At 62.7% G+C, this 21,763-nt stretch carries 14 protein-coding genes; 10 read left to right on the forward strand and 4 right to left on the reverse strand.

What is annotated here, in order from left to right:
- Positions 1–44: 44 nt before the first annotated feature.
- The 3 genes from ACE3PP_RS13840 to ACE3PP_RS13850 all read right to left on the reverse strand — a co-directional run bounded on the left by ACE3PP_RS13840 (position 45) and on the right by ACE3PP_RS13850 (position 7,221).
- Entirely contained in the window at positions 45–1,670 is a 1,626-nt protein-coding gene (locus ACE3PP_RS13840; RefSeq protein WP_374383258.1) for a bifunctional UDP-sugar hydrolase/5'-nucleotidase, read from the reverse strand.
- 79 nt (positions 1,671–1,749) lie between these two features.
- Entirely contained in the window at positions 1,750–3,834 is a 2,085-nt protein-coding gene (locus tag ACE3PP_RS13845; RefSeq protein ID WP_374383260.1) for a methyl-accepting chemotaxis protein, read from the reverse strand.
- A gap of 150 nt (positions 3,835–3,984) precedes the next feature.
- On the reverse strand, positions 3,985–7,221 hold the full coding sequence (locus ACE3PP_RS13850; RefSeq protein WP_374383262.1) for an AsmA-like C-terminal domain-containing protein: 3,237 nt from the start codon (positions 7,219–7,221) through the stop codon (positions 3,985–3,987).
- Between the two features lie 214 nt (positions 7,222–7,435).
- Here ACE3PP_RS13850 and ACE3PP_RS13855 point away from each other — a divergent pair, with 214 nt between their 5' ends.
- Genes ACE3PP_RS13855 through ACE3PP_RS13865 form a run of 3 tightly spaced genes read left to right on the forward strand, consistent with a single transcriptional unit; the run spans position 7,436 to position 11,674 of the window.
- Positions 7,436–10,408, forward strand: coding sequence for a bifunctional [glutamine synthetase] adenylyltransferase/[glutamine synthetase]-adenylyl-L-tyrosine phosphorylase (locus ACE3PP_RS13855; protein ID WP_374383264.1), 2,973 nt, complete (start codon positions 7,436–7,438; stop codon positions 10,406–10,408).
- 1 nt (position 10,409) lies between these two features.
- Positions 10,410–10,877: a thioredoxin-dependent thiol peroxidase gene (gene bcp / locus ACE3PP_RS13860; protein ID WP_374383266.1), complete on the forward strand. Its 468-nt coding sequence runs from the start codon at positions 10,410–10,412 to the stop codon at positions 10,875–10,877.
- Positions 10,877–11,674: a ferritin-like domain-containing protein gene (locus tag ACE3PP_RS13865; protein WP_374383268.1), complete on the forward strand. Its 798-nt coding sequence runs from the start codon at positions 10,877–10,879 to the stop codon at positions 11,672–11,674. The genes bcp and ACE3PP_RS13865 overlap by 1 nt, the downstream gene beginning before the upstream one ends.
- Here ACE3PP_RS13865 and dapB read toward each other — a convergent pair.
- A complete protein-coding gene (gene dapB, locus ACE3PP_RS13870) occupies positions 11,671–12,486 on the reverse strand; it encodes a 4-hydroxy-tetrahydrodipicolinate reductase (RefSeq protein WP_374383270.1) in 816 nt (271 codons plus the stop codon). The genes ACE3PP_RS13865 and dapB overlap by 4 nt on opposite strands.
- A gap of 175 nt (positions 12,487–12,661) precedes the next feature.
- On the opposite strand from dapB, the gene ACE3PP_RS13875 reads away from it, so the two are divergent.
- From ACE3PP_RS13875 to ggt, 7 genes are all read left to right on the forward strand, one after another.
- Positions 12,662–14,047: an aspartate aminotransferase family protein gene (locus tag ACE3PP_RS13875; protein ID WP_374383272.1), complete on the forward strand. Its 1,386-nt coding sequence runs from the start codon at positions 12,662–12,664 to the stop codon at positions 14,045–14,047.
- Between the two features lie 7 nt (positions 14,048–14,054).
- On the forward strand, positions 14,055–15,272 hold the full coding sequence (hemA, locus tag ACE3PP_RS13880) for a 5-aminolevulinate synthase (RefSeq protein ID WP_374383385.1): 1,218 nt from the start codon (positions 14,055–14,057) through the stop codon (positions 15,270–15,272).
- A 209-nt stretch (positions 15,273–15,481) separates the two neighbouring features.
- Positions 15,482–16,576 carry an ABC transporter ATP-binding protein gene (locus ACE3PP_RS13885; RefSeq protein ID WP_374383274.1) on the forward strand — a complete coding sequence of 365 codons (1,095 nt, stop codon included), beginning with the start codon at positions 15,482–15,484 and terminating at the stop codon, positions 16,574–16,576.
- A 165-nt stretch (positions 16,577–16,741) separates the two neighbouring features.
- Entirely contained in the window at positions 16,742–17,791 is a 1,050-nt protein-coding gene (locus tag ACE3PP_RS13890) for an ABC transporter substrate-binding protein (protein ID WP_374383276.1), read from the forward strand.
- A 100-nt stretch (positions 17,792–17,891) separates the two neighbouring features.
- Positions 17,892–19,130, forward strand: coding sequence for an ABC transporter permease (locus ACE3PP_RS13895; protein ID WP_374383278.1), 1,239 nt, complete (start codon positions 17,892–17,894; stop codon positions 19,128–19,130).
- A gap of 5 nt (positions 19,131–19,135) precedes the next feature.
- Positions 19,136–19,966: an ABC transporter permease gene (locus tag ACE3PP_RS13900; RefSeq protein WP_374383279.1), complete on the forward strand. Its 831-nt coding sequence runs from the start codon at positions 19,136–19,138 to the stop codon at positions 19,964–19,966.
- The gene (gene ggt, locus ACE3PP_RS13905) at positions 19,966–21,747 is read left to right on the forward strand and encodes a gamma-glutamyltransferase (RefSeq protein WP_374383281.1); all 1,782 of its coding nucleotides are present in this window, start codon (positions 19,966–19,968) and stop codon (positions 21,745–21,747) included. The genes ACE3PP_RS13900 and ggt overlap by 1 nt, the downstream gene beginning before the upstream one ends.
- Positions 21,748–21,763: the final 16 nt, after the last annotated feature.

Below are 21,763 nucleotides of genomic sequence, written 5' to 3' on the forward strand. Positions count from 1 at the left end.
GGAAAGGGCGGGATTTCGGTCCCGCCCTTTTCTTTTGCGCCGACTCACCCCTTGCGGCAGATCCGGCCGGCGACATCGCCCTTCAAACCCGGCGCTGCCTCGACCAGATAGTCGCGCAGAGCATCGAGGTCACTGCCGCCCTGCACCTGATGACGCCCGTCCTTCAACACCACGAACCGGTCGCCGCCGCCGGCAAGGAAATTGTTGACGGCGATCCGGTAAGACGTAGCCGGGACGATGGGCTTGCCGTTGAGTTGCATGCTCGCAGCCAGAATGCGGTCGCCCTCCGGCCGGCTTGAATCATAGCAATAGGTGAACCCGCTGGAGATTTGCAGGATACGCGGCTTGCGATCCTCGGGCTGCCCCAGCCATTGCTGTTCCAGCAACAGCTTCAACTCAGCCCCGGTCACATCCATCGCCACCAGATTGTTGCCGAAGGGCTGCACGGCGAAGAGATCGCCCAGACTGACGCTCAACCCCTTGGCCGGATCGCTTGGCAGGTCCTGGCGGATGCCGCCGGGGTTTGTGATCGCCAGCTCGGCGCCGAGTTCACGCGCCGCCGCCAATTGTGCGTCGGCAATAACATCGCCCAAGGCGGATTCCCCGCTGTCGGCGGGCTTGCGCAACAGGGCGATTGGCAAGGTCGCCACTTTCTTGGCACGCATGGGTGCTGTCGCCGCGTCGGCTTGGCTCAATTCGGCCAGGACCTTTGCATCAGGCGTAAGGTCGCGGGTCACAGGCAGGTTCGATGCAGCCACCCCAAGGACGTCACGGCTGGCTGGGTCCAGCGTCAGGTCGATGACGCTCAGCATCCGGCCGTAATTGGCGGCCTGTGTCACCATGCGGCCATCCAGCTTGCAGGCGTAGTTCTGGTGCGTGTGCCCGGAAATGAAAAGGTCTATCGCGGGGTCCGACCGCTGCACGATATCGACCAGGGCGCCGGCGAGATCCTTGCAGTTGCTGCCATCCGTCGGCGTATCGGCACCCGGTGTCGCCCCTTCATGGATGACGGCCACGATAGCGTGAATTCCCTGCCGGGAAAGGTCGGCCGCATAGCGGTTGAGCGTTTCAGTTTCATCGAGGAAGCGAAGCCCCGTCACACCTCGCGCTGCAACGATATGGGGTGTTTCCTTGGTGACGACACCGATGAAGGCCACATCAATTCCGCCGACCTTCTTGACGACATAGGGTGGAAAGAGCGGCTGTCCGCTCGCCGTGTCGACGACATTGGCGGCGAGATAGGCGAATTGCGCCAAGCCGCTCTTGCGTACCAGCTCTTCGCTTCCGCTGTCGAACTCGTGGTTGCCGACGACATTGAGATCGAGGCCGATCCCGTTCATGACCCGGATCGTCGGCTCGTCCTTGAGCAGGCCAGAGAGCATGGGGCTCGCCCCGGTCAGATCGCCGGCGCTTACCAGCAGGGTATTCGGATGCCCCGCGCGCTCTTGCGCGATGAGCGGGGCCAGATAAGCAGCACCGCCGGCATCGACCAACTCGGTCTTGCCGTCCTTGACGATGGGGATGCGCCCAGGGCTCGGATCGGCGGACTGGATATTGCCGTGGAAATCGTTGAAGGCGAGAAGACGGAGCGAGACCGGCCCCGTTGCCCGATCCGCGCTGCAGCCCAACGCCAGCAATGCCGTTGCGATGACCCAGAACCTTCGCCGCACGGTACCAACTCCTTCTGCGAGACACCCTGATCGAAGGGTGCCTCGCAGCGGGACGTTATGCCAGTGTCAATTGCGTGGCTCAGCCGGCGCGGATCTTGGCGATGAAGGTATCGACCTCGCGCCGCAGCGCCTCGGATTGGCGCGAGAGCTCCGAAGACGCCCCCAGCACTTCGCCAGCAGCACCGCCAACCTCGTTGGCGGCCTGGTTGACGCCGCCGATATTGCGCGCCACCTCGTCAACGCCGGTCGCCGCCTGCTGGGCGTTGTTGGAAATCTCCTTGGTCGCCGCCGACTGCTCCTCGACCGCGGCGGCGATGCCGGATGCGATCTCGTTGATACGGGCGATGGTGGAACGGATGTGCCCCATGGCATCGGCGGCGGTCCTGGTCACCTGCTGCATGCCGCCGATCTGCACCGAGATATCCTCGGTAGCCTTGGCGGTCTGCGAGGCAAGGTTCTTCACCTCCGACGCCACCACGGCGAAGCCCTTGCCGGCCTCCCCTGCCCGCGCCGCCTCGATGGTGGCGTTGAGGGCGAGGAGGTTGGTCTGGCTCGCGATATCGTTGATGAGTTGCACGATGCCGCCGATGCGCTCGGCCGCTGAAGCCAAGCTCTCGACCGTTTCACCGGTCTTCGCCGCCTCATCGACCGCAGTCCGGGCGACGGTGGAACTGTCCGCCACTTGGCGGCTGATCTCGGTGATCGAGGAGGAAAGCTCCTCGGCCGCCGCCGCCACCGTGGTGACATTCGCCGAAGCCTGCGTCGTCGCCGCGGCGACAGCCGTCGACTGGCGCGTCGCTTCCTCGGCCGTGCCGGAGAGCGACGTTGCGTTCGATTGCAGTTCGGTGGCCGCCGACGAGACGCCCTGGACGACGCCCCTGATGGCGGCTTCGAAACTGTCGGCAAGGTCGAGCATCGCCTGGCGGCGTTCGGCCGTCGCGCGTTGCTCCGATTCCTTCTGCTCGGCGCGCAGGCGATCGACCTCGATCAGCTTCTCCTTGAAGAAATCGATGGCTCGCGCCATCACGCCAAGCTCATCGCGCCGGTCGGTAAGCGGCACATTGAGCGCCGTGTTGCCGCCGGCAAGCCCTTCGACCGCGCCGGTCAGGGCACCGATCGGCTTTACCGCCAGGCCACGTACCAAAAGGGCGATAATGATGCCGAGCACCAAAACGATGATCGCAGAGACCAGCAGCACGCGGTTACTGAGCGCCTTCACCGGCGCCTGCATCTTGTCCTGTGGCAGGTTGACCATCACCGACCAGCGCGACGGCGAGAGGCCCGTCGTCACCGGCATGAAGATGCGCGTCACGTTGGTCTGCAGAGACTCCGAGAAATCCTCGGCTTGGAACGTCTTTCCGTCCTTGATGGCGCCGAGCGCGTCGGCGAGGCTCTTCGTCGTTTCCTGGATCGGCTTGCCGAGTGCCTTGGCATCGCTATAAGCGGCCCAGGCACCAGCATTGGAAATGAGCGAGACCGAGCCGGTCTCGAACGGTTTCATTTCACCGAGCAGCGCGTTGAGGCCTTCGAGCAGGAGATCGATACCGGCGACGCCGATCACCTTGCCGTCCATGACGATCGGCACAGCCGCGCTGGTCATCAGCACTTCCTTGCCGTCGACGACATAAGAATAGGGCTCCAGCAGCTGTTCCTGGCCGCTATTGCGCGCCAGCAGATAATAGTCGCCGGCGACGGGCTTTTCGTAATCGGTGAGGGCCGTGAGCGGTGCGCCGCGCGCCAGATAGGGAACGAAGCGGCCGGTCGCATCATGGCCCTCGGTATTGGCAAACTCGGCATCCTTGCCGTCAAAGGCATCGGGTTCGAAGGCGACCCAGGTCGCCAGTAGATTGGGATTGTCGTCGAGCGTCTTTTGCAGCGACGCGAGCACACTGGCCCGGTCGGCCGTCTTGGTGGCGATCTGGCCAACGACATTGGCCGCCGTGGCGCGGGCCGAGGCGAAGGCCCCGGAAATCACGTTTTCCACTTTATCGGCAGCGTTGGTGGCAACTTCCTGCCCCAGATCGTTGCTGAGTGCGCCGACCGTCGACGAACTGTTCGACACGGTGATCCAGGTCGAAATTGCCAGTCCAGCGACCAATGCTACCAGGATCGGCAGCAATATCTTGACCGCGAGCGAACCACCCGCCGTTTTGCCGAATTTCATAATTTCACTCCCAGGACACTTTATTTATTGGGAGGAATATTCGGACTAGTTTCTTAACAAGTTGTGAAGGCCAATAGGAATGCGGCCATTTCGTGAGATCGCCGTGGGGCTCGGAACCCCTTCGGCCCAAGCGCGGACAACGCGGATCGATTACTTCGTGTGCTGCTCGGCCGGGGATTTCGGCTTCTGTTGCGGCTGCGGCTGCGGTTGTGTCTCTCCGTCACCGTCATCGGGCAACTCGGTCCCGTCATCGGTGAAGAGATCGCGGATGAAACCCGGGGCCAGCGCCGACCATTCGTTGACGTTGATCTTCGGATCGTCAAGGTTGCCGCTGATCGCATAGGTCGCGGCAAACAGCCCCTCGCCCTCACCGCCCTGGATGATGGCGCCGATCAAGGGAATGTTCCCCAGCACGCTGTTGATGGCATAGGCCGGAACCAGGGTCCCCTTCACATTGACCATGTTGCGGTCGAGATCGATCTGCCCTTGCGCCGTCATGCCGAAGGACGGGCCGGCGCTGCGGAACCTCTTCACCTCGATGAGACCTCGCGTCTTGGTGAAACGCCCTTCCGCGCCACCGAACAGGAAGCCTTCGCCCGTCACCGCATCGACCACCCCGGTGATGGTCGCGACCGTCAGGAAGCGTGCGACGAAGGGCGTGTTGATGACACGGAATGACGACATGGAAATCTTGCCGCGCAAGGGCCGCCAGGGCTGGTCGTCCTTGACCGTGCCGGTGATCGACAGGGTGCCGCCCTTGATCGAATTATAGAGATCGAGGATGCGCAACGCGCCGCCACCATCCTTCGTATTGATGTTGAGCGCGTGCTGCCCCGGCTTGCTGGGGCGATAGTCGAAATTGATCGGCTGACCGCTCGGCAATGTTGCCTGGAAGGCGACGACATCCCACCAATAGGGATCGTGAATGGCTTCGATCGCGGCATTGGTCAATTCGCGCCCCTCACCCAGGCGCAGATATTCAAGCCTGCCTTTGAGCGTGAAGGGCCTCTGCCGTTCCGGCCCGGTCTGGGCCAATTCCTCAGGTGTCGGCGGTGTATCGTCACTGTCGAGCCAGGCCTCGGCGTCCAGTGACCCACCCGACACGGTGACCAGCGTCCAGCCTTCCTTGAGTTCGGCGTCGAGGCCGGTGAGGTGCGATTTGCCCAGTTTGACGTCCGGCAGCGTCACGCGGGCAATGCTTCCGTCGGCCGCAAACTGCAAGGCGCCGGCCGTCACCAGATCACCGGCCGTCACCGAGAAGGACGGAATGGCCAACGGCTTGTCGTTCAGCATTTCCAGCGTCAAAGAAGCCCGCCCCGGCACGCCCGCATCCTTGCGCCACTTGGCTGCCGGCACGTCGAGGACCGCATTGGAGAGATCGAAATTCCCCTCCAAGGTCGCGCGGCCACCGGGCAGCTTGGTATAGGTGACATCGCACTGGCACGCCCCATCCACCCACGGCCGATATTCGAAGCCAAGACCCGCCAGCTGCGCCGCCGTGGCGCTGCCGTTCACATGGAGCTTTTCGTCAAAAGTCGCGTTGTCGGCGAAGGTCTGACTCCAATCCAGAATCAGCGGCATGTCGGCAAAGACCACCGGCCCGGTGATGTTCATGCCTTTTTCATCGAGATTAAGCTTCAGCACGCCCTGGGTCACGTCTTTGCCGAAGCGGATCTTGGCGACCTTCACGTCGTTCATCTCCGCCTTCACCTTCACCTTGACCTCGTCGAAGGTGAGTTTCTTGGCTGCCGGAAAGTCGAAAAAGATATTCGCGGTCGCCGTACCGCCAGCAGTTTCCGGGTCGATGCCGAGCTTCTTGGCATAGCCGAGGCGCGGATGATCAAGGAGCTCCAGCGCATCCTTCATCGGCGCTGCCACATCGCCGCCCACCTTGATGAATTGGTCCTCAACATCAAGACCGGTGATCAGCAAATCGCCCTGGGTGATCTTGATATTGCCGACCTCGCCACCCGTGATCTTGGCGGTAAAGGTCTTGGCATCGAACTCGGCCGTCGCCACCCCCTTGGTGATGGGCGGCATCGGTCGCAGATAGTGCACAGTGAGGTCACTGGTCTTCAGCAATCCCTTGACCGCTTCCACCTTGGCCCCCTCGCCGCTCAAAGGCAGACGCAGCGAAAGATCGGCGCTGGCCTCGTCGACCATGCCGTGGGGAATATTCGGAACCACCCAATTGCGCGTATCGGCGGCAACGTCTTCCGGCCAATAGGAATCAAGAAGTTCGGCGGCCAATCCGGTGACCTTCAGGCTCGCGGTGACCAGCGGAACGGCACCATCCTTGTCATGGCCACTGAAAGCCCCCTGCCAATCCGCTTTCGCCGTGATGCGTGGCCCGCCGATATCGATATCGAGGCTGCTGATCGACATGAGGTCATTGTCGCGGTCGAGACGCCCCACCACATTGAGGCTGGTGACGGGAACCGGCACCTTGGTGAAATCCGGCAGGTCGAGCGCACCGGCCCCGCTGCTGAGGCTGAAGTCAACGACGCCGATATCGCCCAGCTGCGCGTTGGCGATTTCGATCGATGTCTGCACTTTGGCCGTGACCGCAAGATCGGTCGTCGAGAGGTCAGCCAGTGCCGGTTCGATGAGCCCCAGCGACGAAAGCTGCAACGCCGCCACCGAGGCGTCGATACCGAGCTGGCGCGTGTCGCGCCGGTAGTCGATCTTGGCGCTGATGATGGCCGGATCGCCGAGCTGTGGCAGGGCAGCAAAGAGATCGCCGGAAAGCCCCCCCACCTCGCGACGCGCTTCGGCGCCGAAATTGTTCGCTTGCCAAGTTAGCCCGGTCACATTGTCGATAACCTGGAGACTGCCGTTGAGGACGGCGGCCGAGGTGAGATAGCCGGTGGGCTTGGTGCGGTCCGGGGGTTCCAGCATGTCGCTGGCCAGCAGCATCAAGGCTTCGAAGCTGCCGTTCGCATCCTTGGTCGTCGGCTCGCTGGTGACACCACCCGGCCCAAAGGCGAGCGAGCCATCCTTGTTGCGGATCAGGGTCAGCTTCGGGCCGATGATTTCGATCTTGCTGGGCGCCACCAGTCCTTTGAACATGGCCCTGGCGCTGAAGGTGATGGAGACCTCCGGCAGATTTGCCAGTTCGCGTCCATCAAGGTCGCGCACGCGCAAATTCATTGCCCGAACATCCAGGGCGCGGTCCCATCCGGCCCAAGTCAGGACCGTATCGTCAATGGCGATGCGGTAGGGCTGGTCGGACCGGATCAGGGCCTGTTCGACATAGGTGGACAGAAAGCGCAGATGGATCGGCCCTTCCTGCGTCAGGCGCCAAGTCAGGAACGCCAAGATGATTGCCGCCCCGGCAAGGGCGGCCCCCAGCAATTCCAAGGTGATGATCGTGGTACGACGTATCACGCGGGTTGCGCTCCGAACCGCCGGCTATAGCGCCGGAAATGACAATCCGTAGGAACAACACCCAGGGATATCAATGGTTTCCATTCCCGAGCAGAGCCAAATGCCGCCGCCATCTTCACGCCGGTTCTCCAATCCCATCCCGGCCGTGCATTGACTTGACCGGAACGGGCTGCTTCAGCAGTCTCTCGGTTTCCCCGCCGCCGACCAGCAGACCATGCCCAATTCGAACATCGCCACCATCGACATCGCCTCACTGCCGCGCCCGAGCGATCCGCGACAGGTTGATCTTCACCTCGAACAGCTGACGCAAACCCTTCAGGCAGATGCGCAAGCTCTTGTCAGCTCGCCACATGCCCAGGCGCTTCTTGCTGCCTTGTTCGGCAACTCTCCCTTCCTGAGCCGATGCCTCCTGGCGGAGACCGGCACTTTTCTCGAACTTTTAACGCAGGATGTCGATTCTGTCTTTAACAATGTCGTGACCGGCATCACACCCAAGGCATTGGAAAAACTGGACGAAGCGGGCCTGATGGCGGCCCTGAGGCGGGCTCGGCGACAGGTGGCGTTGATTGTCGCCACAGCCGATATCAGCGGGCTTTGGTCGCTGGAGCAGGTGACAGCTGCCCTCAGTCAGTTTGCTGACATTTGCCTGCAATCCAGCATCTCGTTCCTCTTGAGAAAGCTGGCGGAGACGGGCGAGATTGCCCTGCCCTATCCCGACGAGCCGGAGCGCGATAGCGGCCTGATCGTCCTGGGGCTTGGCAAACATGGGGCCCGCGAGCTCAACTATTCCAGCGACATCGACCTGATCCTGCTCTTCGAGCGTGAAAAGGTCCGCTATACCGGCCGCAAGACAGCGCAGGAGGCCTTTGTCCGCCTGGCGCGCAATCTGGTGATGATCCTGCAGGATGCGACGGCTGACGGCTATGTCTTCCGGATCGACTTGCGGCTGCGACCGGATCCGGCTTCCACGCCGCTGGTCATTTCAACGCTCGCCGCCGAGACCTATTACGAAGGCATGGGCCAGAACTGGGAACGCGCGGCCATGATCAAGGCGCGCGTGGTCGCGGGCGACATCGTTGCCGGCGATCTCTACCTCTATCGCCTGCGTCCGTTCATCTGGCGCAAACATCTCGACTTCGCCGCCATCCAGGACATCCATTCGATCAAGCGCCAAATTTACGCGGTGAAGGGCCACCGGCACGTGGCCGTCGCTGGTCACAACATCAAGCTCGGTCGCGGCGGCATCCGCGAGGTGGAATTCTTCGCCCAGACCCAGCAGCTGATCTGGGGACGCCGCGCCAAGGAGCTGCGCAAACGCGCAACCTGCGCGGCCATCGAAGGTCTGGTCGCGGTCGGGAAATGCAGCCGCCTCGTCGCCGACGAGTTGATTGCCGCCTATCGTTACCTGCGGCAGGTCGAACACAGGCTGCAGATGATCGAGGACCAGCAGACACAAACCCTGCCCGACTATGGCCCGGCACTCGACCGGGTGGCCATGTTCTGCGGGCATGCCGATACGACCGAGTTCGAGGCGGCGCTGCGATATCACCTCGGCCGTGTCGAAGATCATTACGCCGAACTGTTCGAAGAAGCCCCGACGCTGGGCGCCGCCGATGCCGGCGTTGCCGGCAGTCTGGTCTTCACTGGCACCGATGACGATCCCGAGACCGTCTACACGCTCGAACAGATGGGCTTTCCCAATGGCAGCGCCGTGGCGACCCAGATTCGCGCCTGGCATCACGGCCGCTACCGGGCCACACGCAGCGCCCGGGCGCGCGAATTGCTGACCGAATTGATGCCGCGCCTGCTTGGCGCGCTTGGCCGCACGTCCGATCCCGATACCGCTTTCCGCCGCTTCGATGATTTTCTGAGGGCACTGCCGGCTGGCGTTCAGGTTTTCGCCTTGCTCTATTCGAACCCGACCCTCCTCGACCTCATCGCCGAGGTGATGGGAACGGCACCCCTGCTCGCGGAACAATTGGCGCGACGACCGGCGCTCCTCGACGGGGTGCTCGCCGCCGGCCTCTATGATGCCAATGCCGACCGCGACATGCTGTCGGCGGATCTGGAGCGGCAGCTGGATCTTGCCGGCGACTTTCAGGACGCGCTCGATGTCCTGCGGCGCTGGACCAAGGATCAGCAATTCCAGATCGGCGTTCGTATTCTGCGCGGCACGCTGGACGGCGATGCGGCCGGGCCGCTTCTTGCCGATGTCGCCGATTGCGCGCTGGCGGCTCTCTTCCCGCGCGTCACGGCGGAATTCGAAGTGCAGCACGGCAAACTGCCGGGCCGCGGCATGGTGTTCCTGGCGTTGGGCAAGCTCGGCAGCCGGGAAATGACGATGACCTCCGATCTCGACCTGGTCTTCGTTTATGACATCCCGCCCGATATCGAAAATTGGGACACGACCCTTTCCAACGGACCGAAACCGCTGGCGCCCATCCAGTATTATGCGCGCCTCGCGCAGCGGCTCATCAGCGCCATCACCGCGCAGACCGAGGAAGGCCGCCTGTTCGAGGTCGACATGCGCCTGCGCCCCAGCGGCAATTCCGGACCGATCGCCAGTGGCCTGGGGCCATTCGAGAAGTATCAGCTGACCGAAGCTTGGACCTGGGAGCATATGGCGCTGACCAGAGCGCGCGTCATCGCCGGTAACGATGGCCTTGCTGCGGATACAATGGCCATGTTGGGGCGCGTCATTTGCCAGAAACGCGACAACGAAAAACTCCGCACCGATATTCTCGACATGCGCCGGCGTATGGGTACCCAATATCGCACCGACGACATGTGGGACCTGAAGCATGCCCGTGGCGGCCAGGTCGATATCGATTTCATCTCGCAATATCTGATCCTGAAGCATGCCGTCGATTTTCCCGACCTCGTTGCCGGCGATCCGGTCATCGCCCTGGGTGAGGCGCACCTTTTGGGCCTCATCGAGCCTGTCATCGGCGATCGGCTGATCGAGGCGGCGCGGCTGTGGCACAGGCTGCAGCAGGTCGTCCGCCTCATCGTCGGCGAGAAGCTGCAGGAGGCAAAGCTAGGGGAACCGGCCAGGAAACATCTGGCGCAGATCGTGAGCGAGCCTGATTTCAGCGCCCTCAAGGCTTTGATCACGCAGCAGCAGGCACTTGTCTTTGATATCTTCCAGACCATTTTTGAAATCGACCGAAATGAAGAGGAGAGCTGACATGGCACTCGAAAGCGGCAGCAAAGCCCCTGCCTTTTCCATGAAGACCGATGGCGGCGGCAAGGTGTCCTTGAGCGAACTCAAGGGCAAGAACGTCGTGCTTTATTTTTATCCCAAAGACGATACCAGCGGCTGCACCGCCGAGGCCTGCGGCTTCCGCGACAAGTTGCCGGCCTTCAAGAAACTGGATGCGGTCGTCATCGGCGTCAGCCGCGATTCCGTTGAAAGCCATGACAAGTTCAAGAAGAAGTATGACATCAACTTTACCCTGGGCTCCGACGACACCGGCAAGGTGACCGAGGCCTATGGCGTCTGGGTAGAGAAGAACATGTACGGCAAGAAATACATGGGCATTGAGCGCGCCACCTACCTCATCGACGGCAAGGGCATCATCCGCCAGGTTTGGCGCAAGGTGAAGGTGCCGGGCCATGTCGAGGAAGTCGCCAAGGCGATCAAGCAGCTCGATTGATGCAGGATCTCGCGACAGCGGCCATCGGCGTTCTGACCACGGCCGATGCGGCGGCCAAGGCCAAGGCCGCGCGCGACGCCGCTGTTGCGTGGCGTTCTGGAACACTTGCCGCCAATGGTATCAAGATGCCACCGGAACGCCCGGCACGGCCAGCGCGGCCGGAACTGCGCCGCCCTGGCGACATGCCCCGGCGCAAGGCTGGGGGCAATGCCGAGAAACGCATCGCCCTCCTCCACGCGCTCGCCCATATCGAACTCAACGCCATCGATCTCGCCTGGGACATGATCGCACGTTTCAGCACCGCCGACCTGCCGCGCGCCTTCCTGGACGATTGGGTGCGTGTCGGCGATGAGGAGGCGTTGCATTTCACCATGCTCTGCGAGCGCCTTGCTGAATTCGGCGCGGCTTATGGCGATCTCCCCGCCCATGACGGTCTATGGCTCGCCGCCGAGGAGACGGCGCATGACTTGCTGGCGCGCCTCGCCATCGTACCCTTGGTGCTGGAAGCGCGCGGGCTCGATGTGACACCGGCCACCATCGCTGATTTCAACCGTGCCGGCGATACCGCCTCGGCCGCGGCGCTCGAAGTGATCTATCGCGACGAGATCGGCCATGTCGCCACCGGAAAGCGGTGGTTCGACCATGTGGCCGGCATGCGCGGGCTCGATCCGGCAGCGACCTGGCAGGATCTGGTGCGGCGGCACTTCCGCGGGCGGTTGAAACCGCCCTTCAACCGCGTCGCGCGCGATGCCGCCGGATTTGCCGCCGATTATTACGAACCGCTCGCAACTGGCTAGTCCGGAATCGCCCCGAAAAGCAGGTTATCGAGCCCCCGAATCAACCCTTTCAGGGCGACCACCCGCCGTGCCGCGAGCAGGGTCCCGGCGACATAGGGTCCGGCCGAGCTCCCCGCATCATGCCGGATGGTGAGGCGCTCGCCCTCCTTGCCGAAGATCGTTTCGACCGCCAGCACATAGCTCGGCAACCGCACCGCATGGACGCGGCCGCCGCCGACATCGGCGCCGCGCGATTCCCTGGGTCCGATCACCTGGTCAATCGGATAGCCGGGAACGCTGGGCTGCACTGCGCCCATGCGTTCGGCAAGCTCCCGCGCCGTACCGGAGGGGACATCGGGCTTGGTCGATTTGGCATAGTCGATGATCTCGTAATCCGGCACATGCTTCGCCGCGAGCAGCGAGAAACGGGTCATGAGGCTGGCTGTGATCGAGAAATTACCACTGGCCACCACGCCGAGCCCTTGTCGTTCGGCCATTTTCGCAATCTCGGCATAGTCATCGGCACCAAGGCCCGAGGTCCCGACGACGACCGGCACGCCGAGTTCCAATGCTGTGAGCACGTTGGCCTTCACCGCGCCCGGATGAGTGTAATCGATATAGACGTCGGTCGGCTCGGCCTTAAGAGCTTCGGCGACGCTGCCGCTCACCGGCACGCCGATATGACCAATGCCGGCGACCGTTCCCGCATCTTCGCCCGCCGCTTTGCGCGCCACGGCGCCGGAGAGCGAAAGGTCCTTGGCTTCGGCGATGCCAGCGACGAGCGCCTTGCCTGTCCAACCTGTCGCACCCCCCACACAAATCCGCAGCGACATTTCCAACCCCTTTTAAATCATACGAATTTTGCCAGCAGCGAATGGCTGCCCTACGCCGGACGCAGGGCCAGCCCTTTGACTTGGCACAGGCAACGGAGGATATTGCGGGCGGTTCAATTTAACCAGCCGTCGCAGCCCGTGCGGCGGTCTTTTTATGTTTTGAATCAGGAACATCATGACCGCCAGACCCAACTCGCTCGCAGCTCGTGACGGCGCCTATCACTTCCACGGCTACACCAATGCCCTGAAGAACGAGCAGGAGGGTGGTTTCGTCGTCATGCGCGGTGACGGCCCCTTCATCTATACCGAGGAAGGCAAAGAGTATTTCGACGGTCTCTCCGGCCTGTGGTGCGCGTCGCTGGGCTTCGGCCCGCAGCCCCGCCTGGTCGAGGCGGCGAAGAAGCAGATGGAAACGCTGCCCTTCTATCACACCTTCACGCAGAAGGTGGCCTCGCCCGTGGTCGAGCTGGCCGAGAAGCTGGTGAAGCTCGCTCCCGTGCCGATGTCGAAGGCCTATTTCTGCAATTCCGGGTCCGAGGCCAACGACACTGCGGTCAAGATGATCTGGTACTTCAACAACGCGCTGGGCCGGCCGCAGAAGAAGAAGATCATCGCGCGCGTCAAAGCCTATCACGGCGTCACCGTGGCTGCGGCGTCGCTGACGGGTTTGCCCGCGCTGCACAACGAGTTCGATCTGCCGATCGCCGGCATCCTCAGGACCGATTGCCCGCATTACTATCGCTTTGGCGAGACGGGTGAGAGCGAAGAGGCATTTGCCACGCGCTGCGCCGACAATCTGGAACGCCTGATCCTCGCCGAAGGTCCTGAAACGGTGGCGGCCCTCTTCGCCGAGCCGGTACAGGGTGCGGGCGGCGTCATCATCCCGGCAAAGACCTATTGGGAAAAGATCAACGCCGTCCTCAAGAAGTACGACGTCCTCCTGGTCGCCGACGAGGTGATCTGCGGCTTCGGCCGGACCGGCAATTGGTGGGGCACCCAGACGTTTGGGCTGAAGCCCGACATCATCACGGCCGCGAAGCAGCTTTCCGCCGGCCAGTTGCCGATTGCCGCCATCCTCATCAACCAGCGCGTCTATGAGGGCCTGCGCGACAATTCCAACAAGCTTGGCGGGTTTGCCCACGGCCTCACCTATTCCGGCCACCCGGTTTCATCGGCCGTGGCGCTTGAGACGCTGAAGATCTACGAAGAGCAACGCATCATCGACCATGTTCAATCGATTGCGCCGCATTTCCAGCGTCAAATGATCGGATTTTCCGATCATCCGCTCGTGGGTGAAGTGCGCCAGGTCGGCCTGGTTGGTGCCATCGAGCTGGTGAAGAACAAAGCGACCCACGAAAGCTTCGACCCGAAGCTGGCCGTCGGTCCAACGCTTGTGAAGTTCGCTCATGAACACGGCCTGATCATCCGCCCGGTGATAGATTCGCTGTGCTTTTGCCCACCGCTGATTTCGACCGAAGCGCAGCTCACCGACATGTTCGGCCGGTTCGCCCGCGCTCTCAAGGACACGCACGATTGGCTGAAACGTGAAGGACATGCCTAAGCAAGCGATCGATTACGCCGCCATCTTCGCGGCGCGCCTAGAGGCCCTCAAATCCGAGGGCCGTTATCGGGTATTTGCGGATATCGAGCGCATTGCCGGCCGTTTCCCGCAGGCTCTTTACCGGTCGGCACCGGATGCGGCGCCGATCGAAGTCACCGTGTGGTGCAGCAACGACTATCTGGGTCAGGGCCAACACCCGGCGGTCGTGGCCGCCATGCAGGAAGTCATCGGCAAGACCGGCGCCGGTGCCGGCGGCACGCGCAACATTTCCGGCAACAGCCACGAACTTGTCGAACTGGAACGCGATCTGGCGGCCTGGCACGAAAAGGAAGCGGCCCTCACCTTCACCTCTGGCTTCGTCGCCAACGAAGCCGCCCTCAGCGTCCTGGCCCGTCAGCTGCCGGGCTGCATCGTTTTTTCCGATGCAGACAATCACGCCTCGATGATCGCAGGTATCCGCAACAGCCGGGCGGAATATCAGATCTTCCGCCACAATGACGTGGCGCATCTGCGCGAGCTGCTGGCGGCGGCACCTGCCGACCGACCCAAGCTCGTTGCCTTCGAAAGCGTCTATTCGATGGATGGCGACATCGCTCCGATTGCCGCCATTTGCGATGTGGCGGCGGAGTTCGGCGCCCTTACCTATCTGGACGAAGTCCATGCGGTTGGCCTCTACGGCCCCAAGGGCGCCGGTGTTGCCTCACGCGAAAGCCTTTCGCACCGGATCGACATCATCCAGGGCACGCTCGGCAAGGCGTTCGGCCTGATGGGCGGGTATATCGCCGGATCGGCATTGCTGGTCGATTTCGTGCGCAGTTTCGCGCCTGGATTTATCTTCACGACGGCACTGCCACCAGTAATTGCCGCCGGCGCGCGGGCGAGTCTTCAAGTTCTGATCGGCGCAGGCGCACTCCGCGCCCGACATCAAGCCAATGCGGCCCGGCTGAAGGAATTGATGGCCGAGGCTGGATTGCCCGTGATGCCCAGTGAAAGCCACATCGTCCCGTTGATGGTCGGCAACGCCGACAGCTGCCGGGAAGCTGCGCGGCGCCTGATGGAGCGGCACAGAATTTATGTCCAACCGATCAACTTTCCGACCGTACCACGCGGAACCGAGCGACTGCGCTTCACGCCGACCCCGTTCCACGACGAAAGCCTGATGCAAACGCTTGTTTCAGCGCTTTCAACTACGTGGCGCGAGCTTTTCCTGCCCCTCGCCGCCTGAACTGGCAGACGCCATTCCCACCCGCGCTTGGTGCCGTCTATGTGTGCATCAGTGTTTTGCATTTGACTCGTTAAGCTCGGTTGCTTTAAACGCGAATGGCGGAAAAACAAGCCGCTACGCCGGGCTTCTCTTTCGAAACGCCGGGCGTCGAAAAAAGTGGGATGTTGTGACCTGTCAGGGTTACACACGAGGGGCTAGGCTTAAGAACGATGGGCAAAACCAACGATCCGTTCGTTACATTCACGGATGTTCAAAAGACCTATGACGGCGAAACGCTCGTCGTCAAAAACCTGAACCTGACAATTGAGCAGGGCGAATTTCTGACGCTGCTGGGGCCCTCAGGGTCCGGCAAAACCACCACACTGATGATGCTGGCCGGCTTCGAAGTTCCGACGCATGGCAGCATCAAGATGGGCGGCGTCGAAATCAACAACATGGCCCCGCATAAGCGGAACATCGGCATGGTGTTCCAGAACTATGCCCTGTTCCCGCATATGACGGTGGAGGAGAATCTGGCCTTCCCGCTGCAAGTGCGGAAAGTGGCCAAGGATGAAATCGCCAAGAAAGTGGCGCGCGCCCTTGAGATGGTGCAGCTGCCGCAGATGGCGAAGCGCCGCCCCGGCCAATTGTCCGGCGGCCAGCAGCAGCGCGTCGCCTTGGCGCGCGCGCTGGTGTTCGATCCCAAGCTTGTGCTGATGGACGAACCGCTGGGCGCGCTCGACAAGCAGCTGCGCGAGCACATGCAGATCGAGATCAAGCACATCCACGAACGCCTTGGCGTCACCGTCGTCTATGTGACGCACGATCAATCGGAAGCCCTGACGATGTCGGACCGCGTCGCGGTCTTCAATGACGGCATCATCCAGCAGCTTGCGGTCCCGAGCGCCCTCTACGAGCAGCCGGAGAATTCGTTCGTTGCCCAATTCATCGGCGAGAACAACCGGCTTTCCGGCAAGGTCGCCTCGGTCAACGGCGGTTCCTGTGCCGTTGAAATTGCCAATTTCGGCACGGTCAGCGCCGTGCCCATCAGCGTCAAGAGCGCGGGATCTCCGACGACCCTGTCGCTGCGCCCCGAGCGGATCCGGATCAATCCGGCCGCCGGCACCTATGCCAACACGTTTGATGCCGAAGTGCAGGAGTTGATTTATCTGGGCGACCATACGCGCTGCCGCGTCTCGGTCCTCGGCAACCCCAACTTCATCATCAAGGTCGCCAACGCCGAAGGTGTTCCAAGCCTGACGCCGGGCCAGAAGGTCCGGGTCGGATGGAAACCGGAAGATTGCCGCGCGCTCGACGCCTATTAACGTGAATGTGTTTGGACGGCCGCCGCGTGCGGCCGTCATTCTTTTGGCTACCGGGCCCGAGCTCTCCGCTGCTCCGGCCGGGATCCGGTAAAAGGGAGCAGCAGGCTCAAGCAGTTCCGGGCCGCCCTGCGCGGACCGTGATAACAGGGAAGGGGTTCAACGATCATGAATAAGAAGCTTCTTACAACGGGCTTCATCGCCGCGGTTGCGACCGCCGGCGTGCTGGCCTCGGTCGCTTACGCCGCCGACGGCATCACCGTCGTCTCGTGGGGCGGTGCCTATCAGAAGGCGCAGCACGACACCATTTTCGAGCCGTACACGGCCAAGTCCGGCACGGCTGTAAAGGAAGAAGAGTATAACGGCGAAGTCGCCAAGATCCGCGCCATGGTGGAAAGCGGCACGGTGAGCTGGGACGTGATCAGCGTCGACACGCAGACGGCGCTGCAGGGCTGCGACGAAGGCGTGCTCGAGACCCTCGATTATTCGAAGGTCATCGACAAGGCGAAGGTCCTGCCGGGTGCGGCGCTCGATTGCGCCATCGGTTCGGACGTCTATGCGACGGTCTTCGCCTATGACACGTCGAAGCTGAAGGACGGTCCGACCAGCATTAAGGACCTCTTCGATCTCGCGAAGTTCCCTGGCAAGCGCGCCCTGCAGAAGAACCCGTTCGTGAACCTGGAATGGGCTCTCATCGCCGACGGCGTTGATCCGAACGAAGTCTACAACGTTCTGGGCACCCCGGAAGGCGTTGACCGCGCCTTCAAGAAGCTCGACACCATTAAGAAGGACGTGGTTTGGTGGGAAGCTGGCGCCCAGCCGCCGCAGCTGCTCGCCGATGGCGAAGTCGTCATGACCTCGGCCTGGAACGGCCGTATCGCCAACGCGATCAAGGAAGGCAAGACCTTCAAGATCGTCTGGGACGGCGAAGCGCCCGACCTCGACATGTGGGCGATTCCGAAAGGCACGCCGAACCTCGACAAGTCGTACGAGTTCCTGGCTTTCGCCAGCTCGGCCGAAGTCCAGTCGGCGTTGGCGCCGCACATCCCCTATGGCCCGACCAACCTCGACGCGGTCGCCCTGGTGGATCCGGAGCTCGCCAAGAGCCTGCCGACCCATCCGGACAACCTGAAGGCCGCCATTCCGCTCAACCCGCAATTCTGGGGTGACAATGGTGAAGAACTGCGCGCCCGCTTCAACACCTGGCTGGCGCAGTAACAGCCTCGACTGAACGAACTGGCGGGAAGCGTGCTTCCCGCCAGTATCGTTTCCGGGGGCTCCCGATCATTAACCAATAAGAAAAGCGACCACAGGCGAGATGAGCGTCACCACCGTTTCCGAAGACCGAGCCACACTGAAATCGCGGTTGCGCCGCGCCGAGCGTATGCAGCGCCTGCGCGCCCTGGGCCTGGTCCTGCCGCTGTTCCTTTTCATCCTCGTCGTCTTCGTCACGCCGATCGCCATCCTGCTGACGCGCGCTGTCGACAATCCGGAAATCGCCGACAATCTGCCGCTGACCACGACGGCCCTCAAAGATTGGAACGGGACGGACGTTCCCGATGAAGCCGTGTTTGCGGCCTTTGCCGAAGATTTGAAGGCTGCGCAGAAATCGAAGGCGACCGGCCTTCTGGGCAAGCGCCTCAATTACGAACTGCCGGGCACGCGCAGCAAGATGCTGCAAGCCGGCCGCGCCGCCGAAAGGATGACGGAAGGGCCGTTCAAGGACGCGTTCCTGAAGCTTGACCCGCTGTGGGGCAAGACCGAGACCTGGAACGTCATCGAACGCGCCAGCCATCGCACCACCAGTTTCTATCTGCTGAAAGCGCTCGATCGGCAATGGAGCCCGACGGGCTCGATCGAGCAGGTTTCCCCCGATCAGCGCCTGTTCGTCGACGTGTTCGTGCGCACGCTGGGCATCAGTGTCGGCGTGACGCTCGCCACCCTCATCCTCGGTTTTCCGCTGGCCTATATCCTGGCGACCCTGCCGCCGCGCCACAGCAATCTGCTGATGATCCTGGTTCTGCTGCCCTTCTGGACGTCGCTGCTGGTCCGCACCACAGCCTGGGTCGTCGTGCTGCAGACCGAAGGACCGGTCAATGACCTGCTGCTGTGGCTGGGCGTCACCAACGAACCGCTGCAGCTGATCTTCAGCCGTTTCGGCACCATTGTCGCCATGACGCACATCCAGCTGCCCTTCACCCTGCTGCCGATCTACAGCGTCATGAAGACGATCTCGCCCAACTATGTGCGTGCCGCGCGCTCGCTGGGTGCCGGTCCGTTCAGCGCCTTCTGGTCGATCTATTTCCCGCAGACCATGCCGGGGATCGCCGCCGGGTGCCTGCTGACCTTCATCCTGTGCCTTGGCTATTACATCACGCCGGCGCTGGTCGGTGGCCCCACGGACCAGATGATCAGCTATTTCGTGGCGCTCTACACCAACCGCGAACTGAATTGGGGACAGGCCTCGGCACTGGGTGCCATCCTCCTCGCCGCCACGTTGGTTCTTTACGCCGTCTACAACAAGCTGGTCGGCATCGACAAGATGAAGCTCGGATAACGCCCATGTTCAGCCTCCCTCCCTATGCATCACCGATCGAGCGCGTTTGGCGCGTGGCCCTGGTCGTCATCTGTGCGCTGGTTCTTTTGTTCCTGATTGCACCGATCATCGTGATCATGCCGCTGTCGTTCAATTCGGAGCCCTACTTCACCTATCCGATGCCGGGCCTTTCGATGAAATGGTACGCGGATTTCTTCCAGGATCCGCGCTGGCTCAATGCCTTGAAGGTCAGCACCATCGTCGGGCTTGCCTCGACGACATTGTCGATGACCCTCGGCACGCTGGCGGCACTCGGCCTCAGCCGCTCGAACTTCCCCTACCGCGCGGCGGTGATGGCCTTCCTCATTTCGCCGATGATCGTGCCGGTCGTCATCACGGCCGTCGGCATGTACTTCTTCTTTGCCAATCTCGGCCTTAACAACACCTATTTCGGTATTATCCTGGCGCACACAGCGCTCGCCACACCGTTCGTTGTCATCACCGTGACGGCAACCTTGACCGGCTTCGACCAGTCGCTGATCCGCGCCGGCGCCAGCCTCGGCGCCTCGCCGATGACGGTGTTCCGCAAGGTGACGTTCCCGCTCATCCTGCCCGGCATGATCTCTGGTGCCCTCTTTGCCTTCGTCACTTCGTTCGACGAAGTGGTCGTCGTGTTGTTCATCGCCAGCCCCGACCAGCGCACGCTGCCCAAGCAGATGTTCAGCGGCATCCGCGAGCAAATCAGCCCCACCATCACCGCTGCCGCGACCATGCTGGTCATCGCCGCCGGCGCGATGCTGGTGACGGTCGAATTGCTGCGCCGCCGCTCCGAACGGCTGCGCGGCGTCAGCTCATAATGATCCGGCCGCTGCGGCCGGCCATCGAGGCAACCAAGCAAGCGCGGGGGCATATCACCCTCGCGCTTTGCGCTTTCATTCTGGGTGGTTGCACATCCCCTGGCCTCGCACCAGCGCAATCAGCAACCGATGCAATCAGCCGCCAACAGGCCATCGCACAGCATGAGATGGTGGCGGTTGGGCACCCCGATGCCGCCCGGGCCGGGCTCGACATTCTGGCGCGCGGCGGTACGGCGACCGATGCCGCCATCGCCATGCAGATGGTCCTCACCCTGGTCGAGCCGCAATCCTCGGGCATCGGTGGCGGCGGCTTCCTGCTGCACTACGATGCCGGCAAGAAATCGATCGAGAGTTACGACGGGCGCGAGAAGGCACCGGCCTCGGCGACGAGCGACATGTTTCTGGGGGCGGACGGCCAGCCGCTGCCGTTCTCGGATGTGGTCCCCGGCGGCCTCTCCGTCGGCGTCCCCGGCATCTTGCGCATGCTGGAATTGGCGCACCAGGAACACGGCAAGCTGCCCTGGCGCGACCTCTTTGCACCGGCTATTCGCCTTGCCGAAGAAGGCTTCATTGTCTCACCGCGCCTCGCCCAGGAGATCGCCGAGGATGCGGCGCTGAAAACACAGCCAAGTGCGCGCGCCTATTTCTTCGATGCCGACGGCGCGCCGCTTGTGGCGGGCACGCGGCTGCGCAACCCGGCGCTCGCCCGCACGCTCCGCGCCATTGCCGATCATGGCACCGCCGCCTTTTACGAAGGCAAAGTTGCCGCCGATATCGCCCTGACCGTCAACACAGCCAAGCCGCGGCGCGGCCAGATGACCCTGGCCGACATTGCCGGCTATGCGCCTGAGAAGCGGCCTGTGCCGTGCCTCGACTACCGCAGCAGCCGGATCTGCAGCATGGGGCCGCCATCGTCGGGCGGCGTCGCCGTCCTGCAGACCCTCGGCATGCTGGAACGTTTCGATCTCGGGCGGCTGTCGCCCGACGGTATCGAGGCGGTGCACCTCATCGCCGAGGCAAGCCGCCTCGCCTTTGCCGATCGCGAACGCTATCTGGGCGATCCGGACTTTGCCCCCATCCCGGTCGACCGGCTGCTGGCACCGGAATATCTCGCCAGCCGCTCGGCGGAAATCGACCCCACGCGGTCGATGGGCGAAGCCAAGCCCGGTCGGCCCACCGATGCCGCCCTGATCGGCGCCCTACCAGCACCAATGCCGGCCGAGCCGCCGTCGACCAGCCACATGGCCGTGGTCGATCGCGATGGGAACGCGGTCAGCTTTACGACCACGATCGAAGGCGCGTTCGGCTCGCATCTCATGGTGGACGGTTTCCTGCTCAACAACGAGCTCACCGATTTCGCCTTTGCCCCCGCCGCCAAGGGGCGCGCCGCCGTGAACCGGGTGGAGCCCAGCAAGCGGCCGCGTTCCTCAATGGCCCCGGTCCTCGTCTTCGACCGCCGGAGCGGCCAACTCACGGCGGCCCTTGGTTCGCCGGGCGGGGCCAACATCATCGGCTATGTGACGCAGGCCCTGATCGGCCTCCTCGACTGGCAGCAGGATCCGCTCACAGCCATTTCGGCACCGCATTACCTCAACCGCAACGGCCCCACCATTCTGGAAGAAGGGCATGATTTCGGCACCCTGCCCGAGGCTCTGTTGGCCCGTGGCCACAAGGTCAAGGTGCAGGAACTGAATAGCGGTGCTAATGTCATCGTGCTACGCGATGGCCAGTTGATCGGCGCCAGCGACCCGAGACGCGAAGGTATCGCGCTGGGCAACTGACGGCGACAGCGCGGGT

Origin of the sequence: Dongia sp., assembly GCF_041910485.1 — a bacterium.
Lineage (GTDB): Bacteria > Pseudomonadota > Alphaproteobacteria > Dongiales > Dongiaceae > Dongia.

Excerpts from the sequence above, each read along its gene's own strand:
- ACE3PP_RS13875 (WP_374383272.1), top strand. The coding sequence starts at position 12,662 with ATGACCGCCAGACCCAACTCGCTCGCAGCTCGTGACGGCGCCTATCAC.
- ACE3PP_RS13865 (WP_374383268.1), top strand. The coding sequence starts at position 10,877 with ATGCAGGATCTCGCGACAGCGGCCATCGGCGTTCTGACCACGGCCGAT.
- ACE3PP_RS13895 (WP_374383278.1), top strand. The coding sequence starts at position 17,892 with ATGAGCGTCACCACCGTTTCCGAAGACCGAGCCACACTGAAATCGCGG.
- ACE3PP_RS13845 (WP_374383260.1), bottom strand. The coding sequence starts at position 3,834 with ATGAAATTCGGCAAAACGGCGGGTGGTTCGCTCGCGGTCAAGATATTG.
- ACE3PP_RS13855 (WP_374383264.1), top strand. The coding sequence starts at position 7,436 with ATGCCCAATTCGAACATCGCCACCATCGACATCGCCTCACTGCCGCGC.
- bcp (WP_374383266.1), top strand. The coding sequence starts at position 10,410 with ATGGCACTCGAAAGCGGCAGCAAAGCCCCTGCCTTTTCCATGAAGACC.
- ACE3PP_RS13885 (WP_374383274.1), top strand. The coding sequence starts at position 15,482 with ATGGGCAAAACCAACGATCCGTTCGTTACATTCACGGATGTTCAAAAG.
- ACE3PP_RS13900 (WP_374383279.1), top strand. The coding sequence starts at position 19,136 with ATGTTCAGCCTCCCTCCCTATGCATCACCGATCGAGCGCGTTTGGCGC.
- ACE3PP_RS13890 (WP_374383276.1), top strand. The coding sequence starts at position 16,742 with ATGAATAAGAAGCTTCTTACAACGGGCTTCATCGCCGCGGTTGCGACC.
- ggt (WP_374383281.1), top strand. The coding sequence starts at position 19,966 with ATGATCCGGCCGCTGCGGCCGGCCATCGAGGCAACCAAGCAAGCGCGG.
- dapB (WP_374383270.1), bottom strand. The coding sequence starts at position 12,486 with ATGTCGCTGCGGATTTGTGTGGGGGGTGCGACAGGTTGGACAGGCAAG.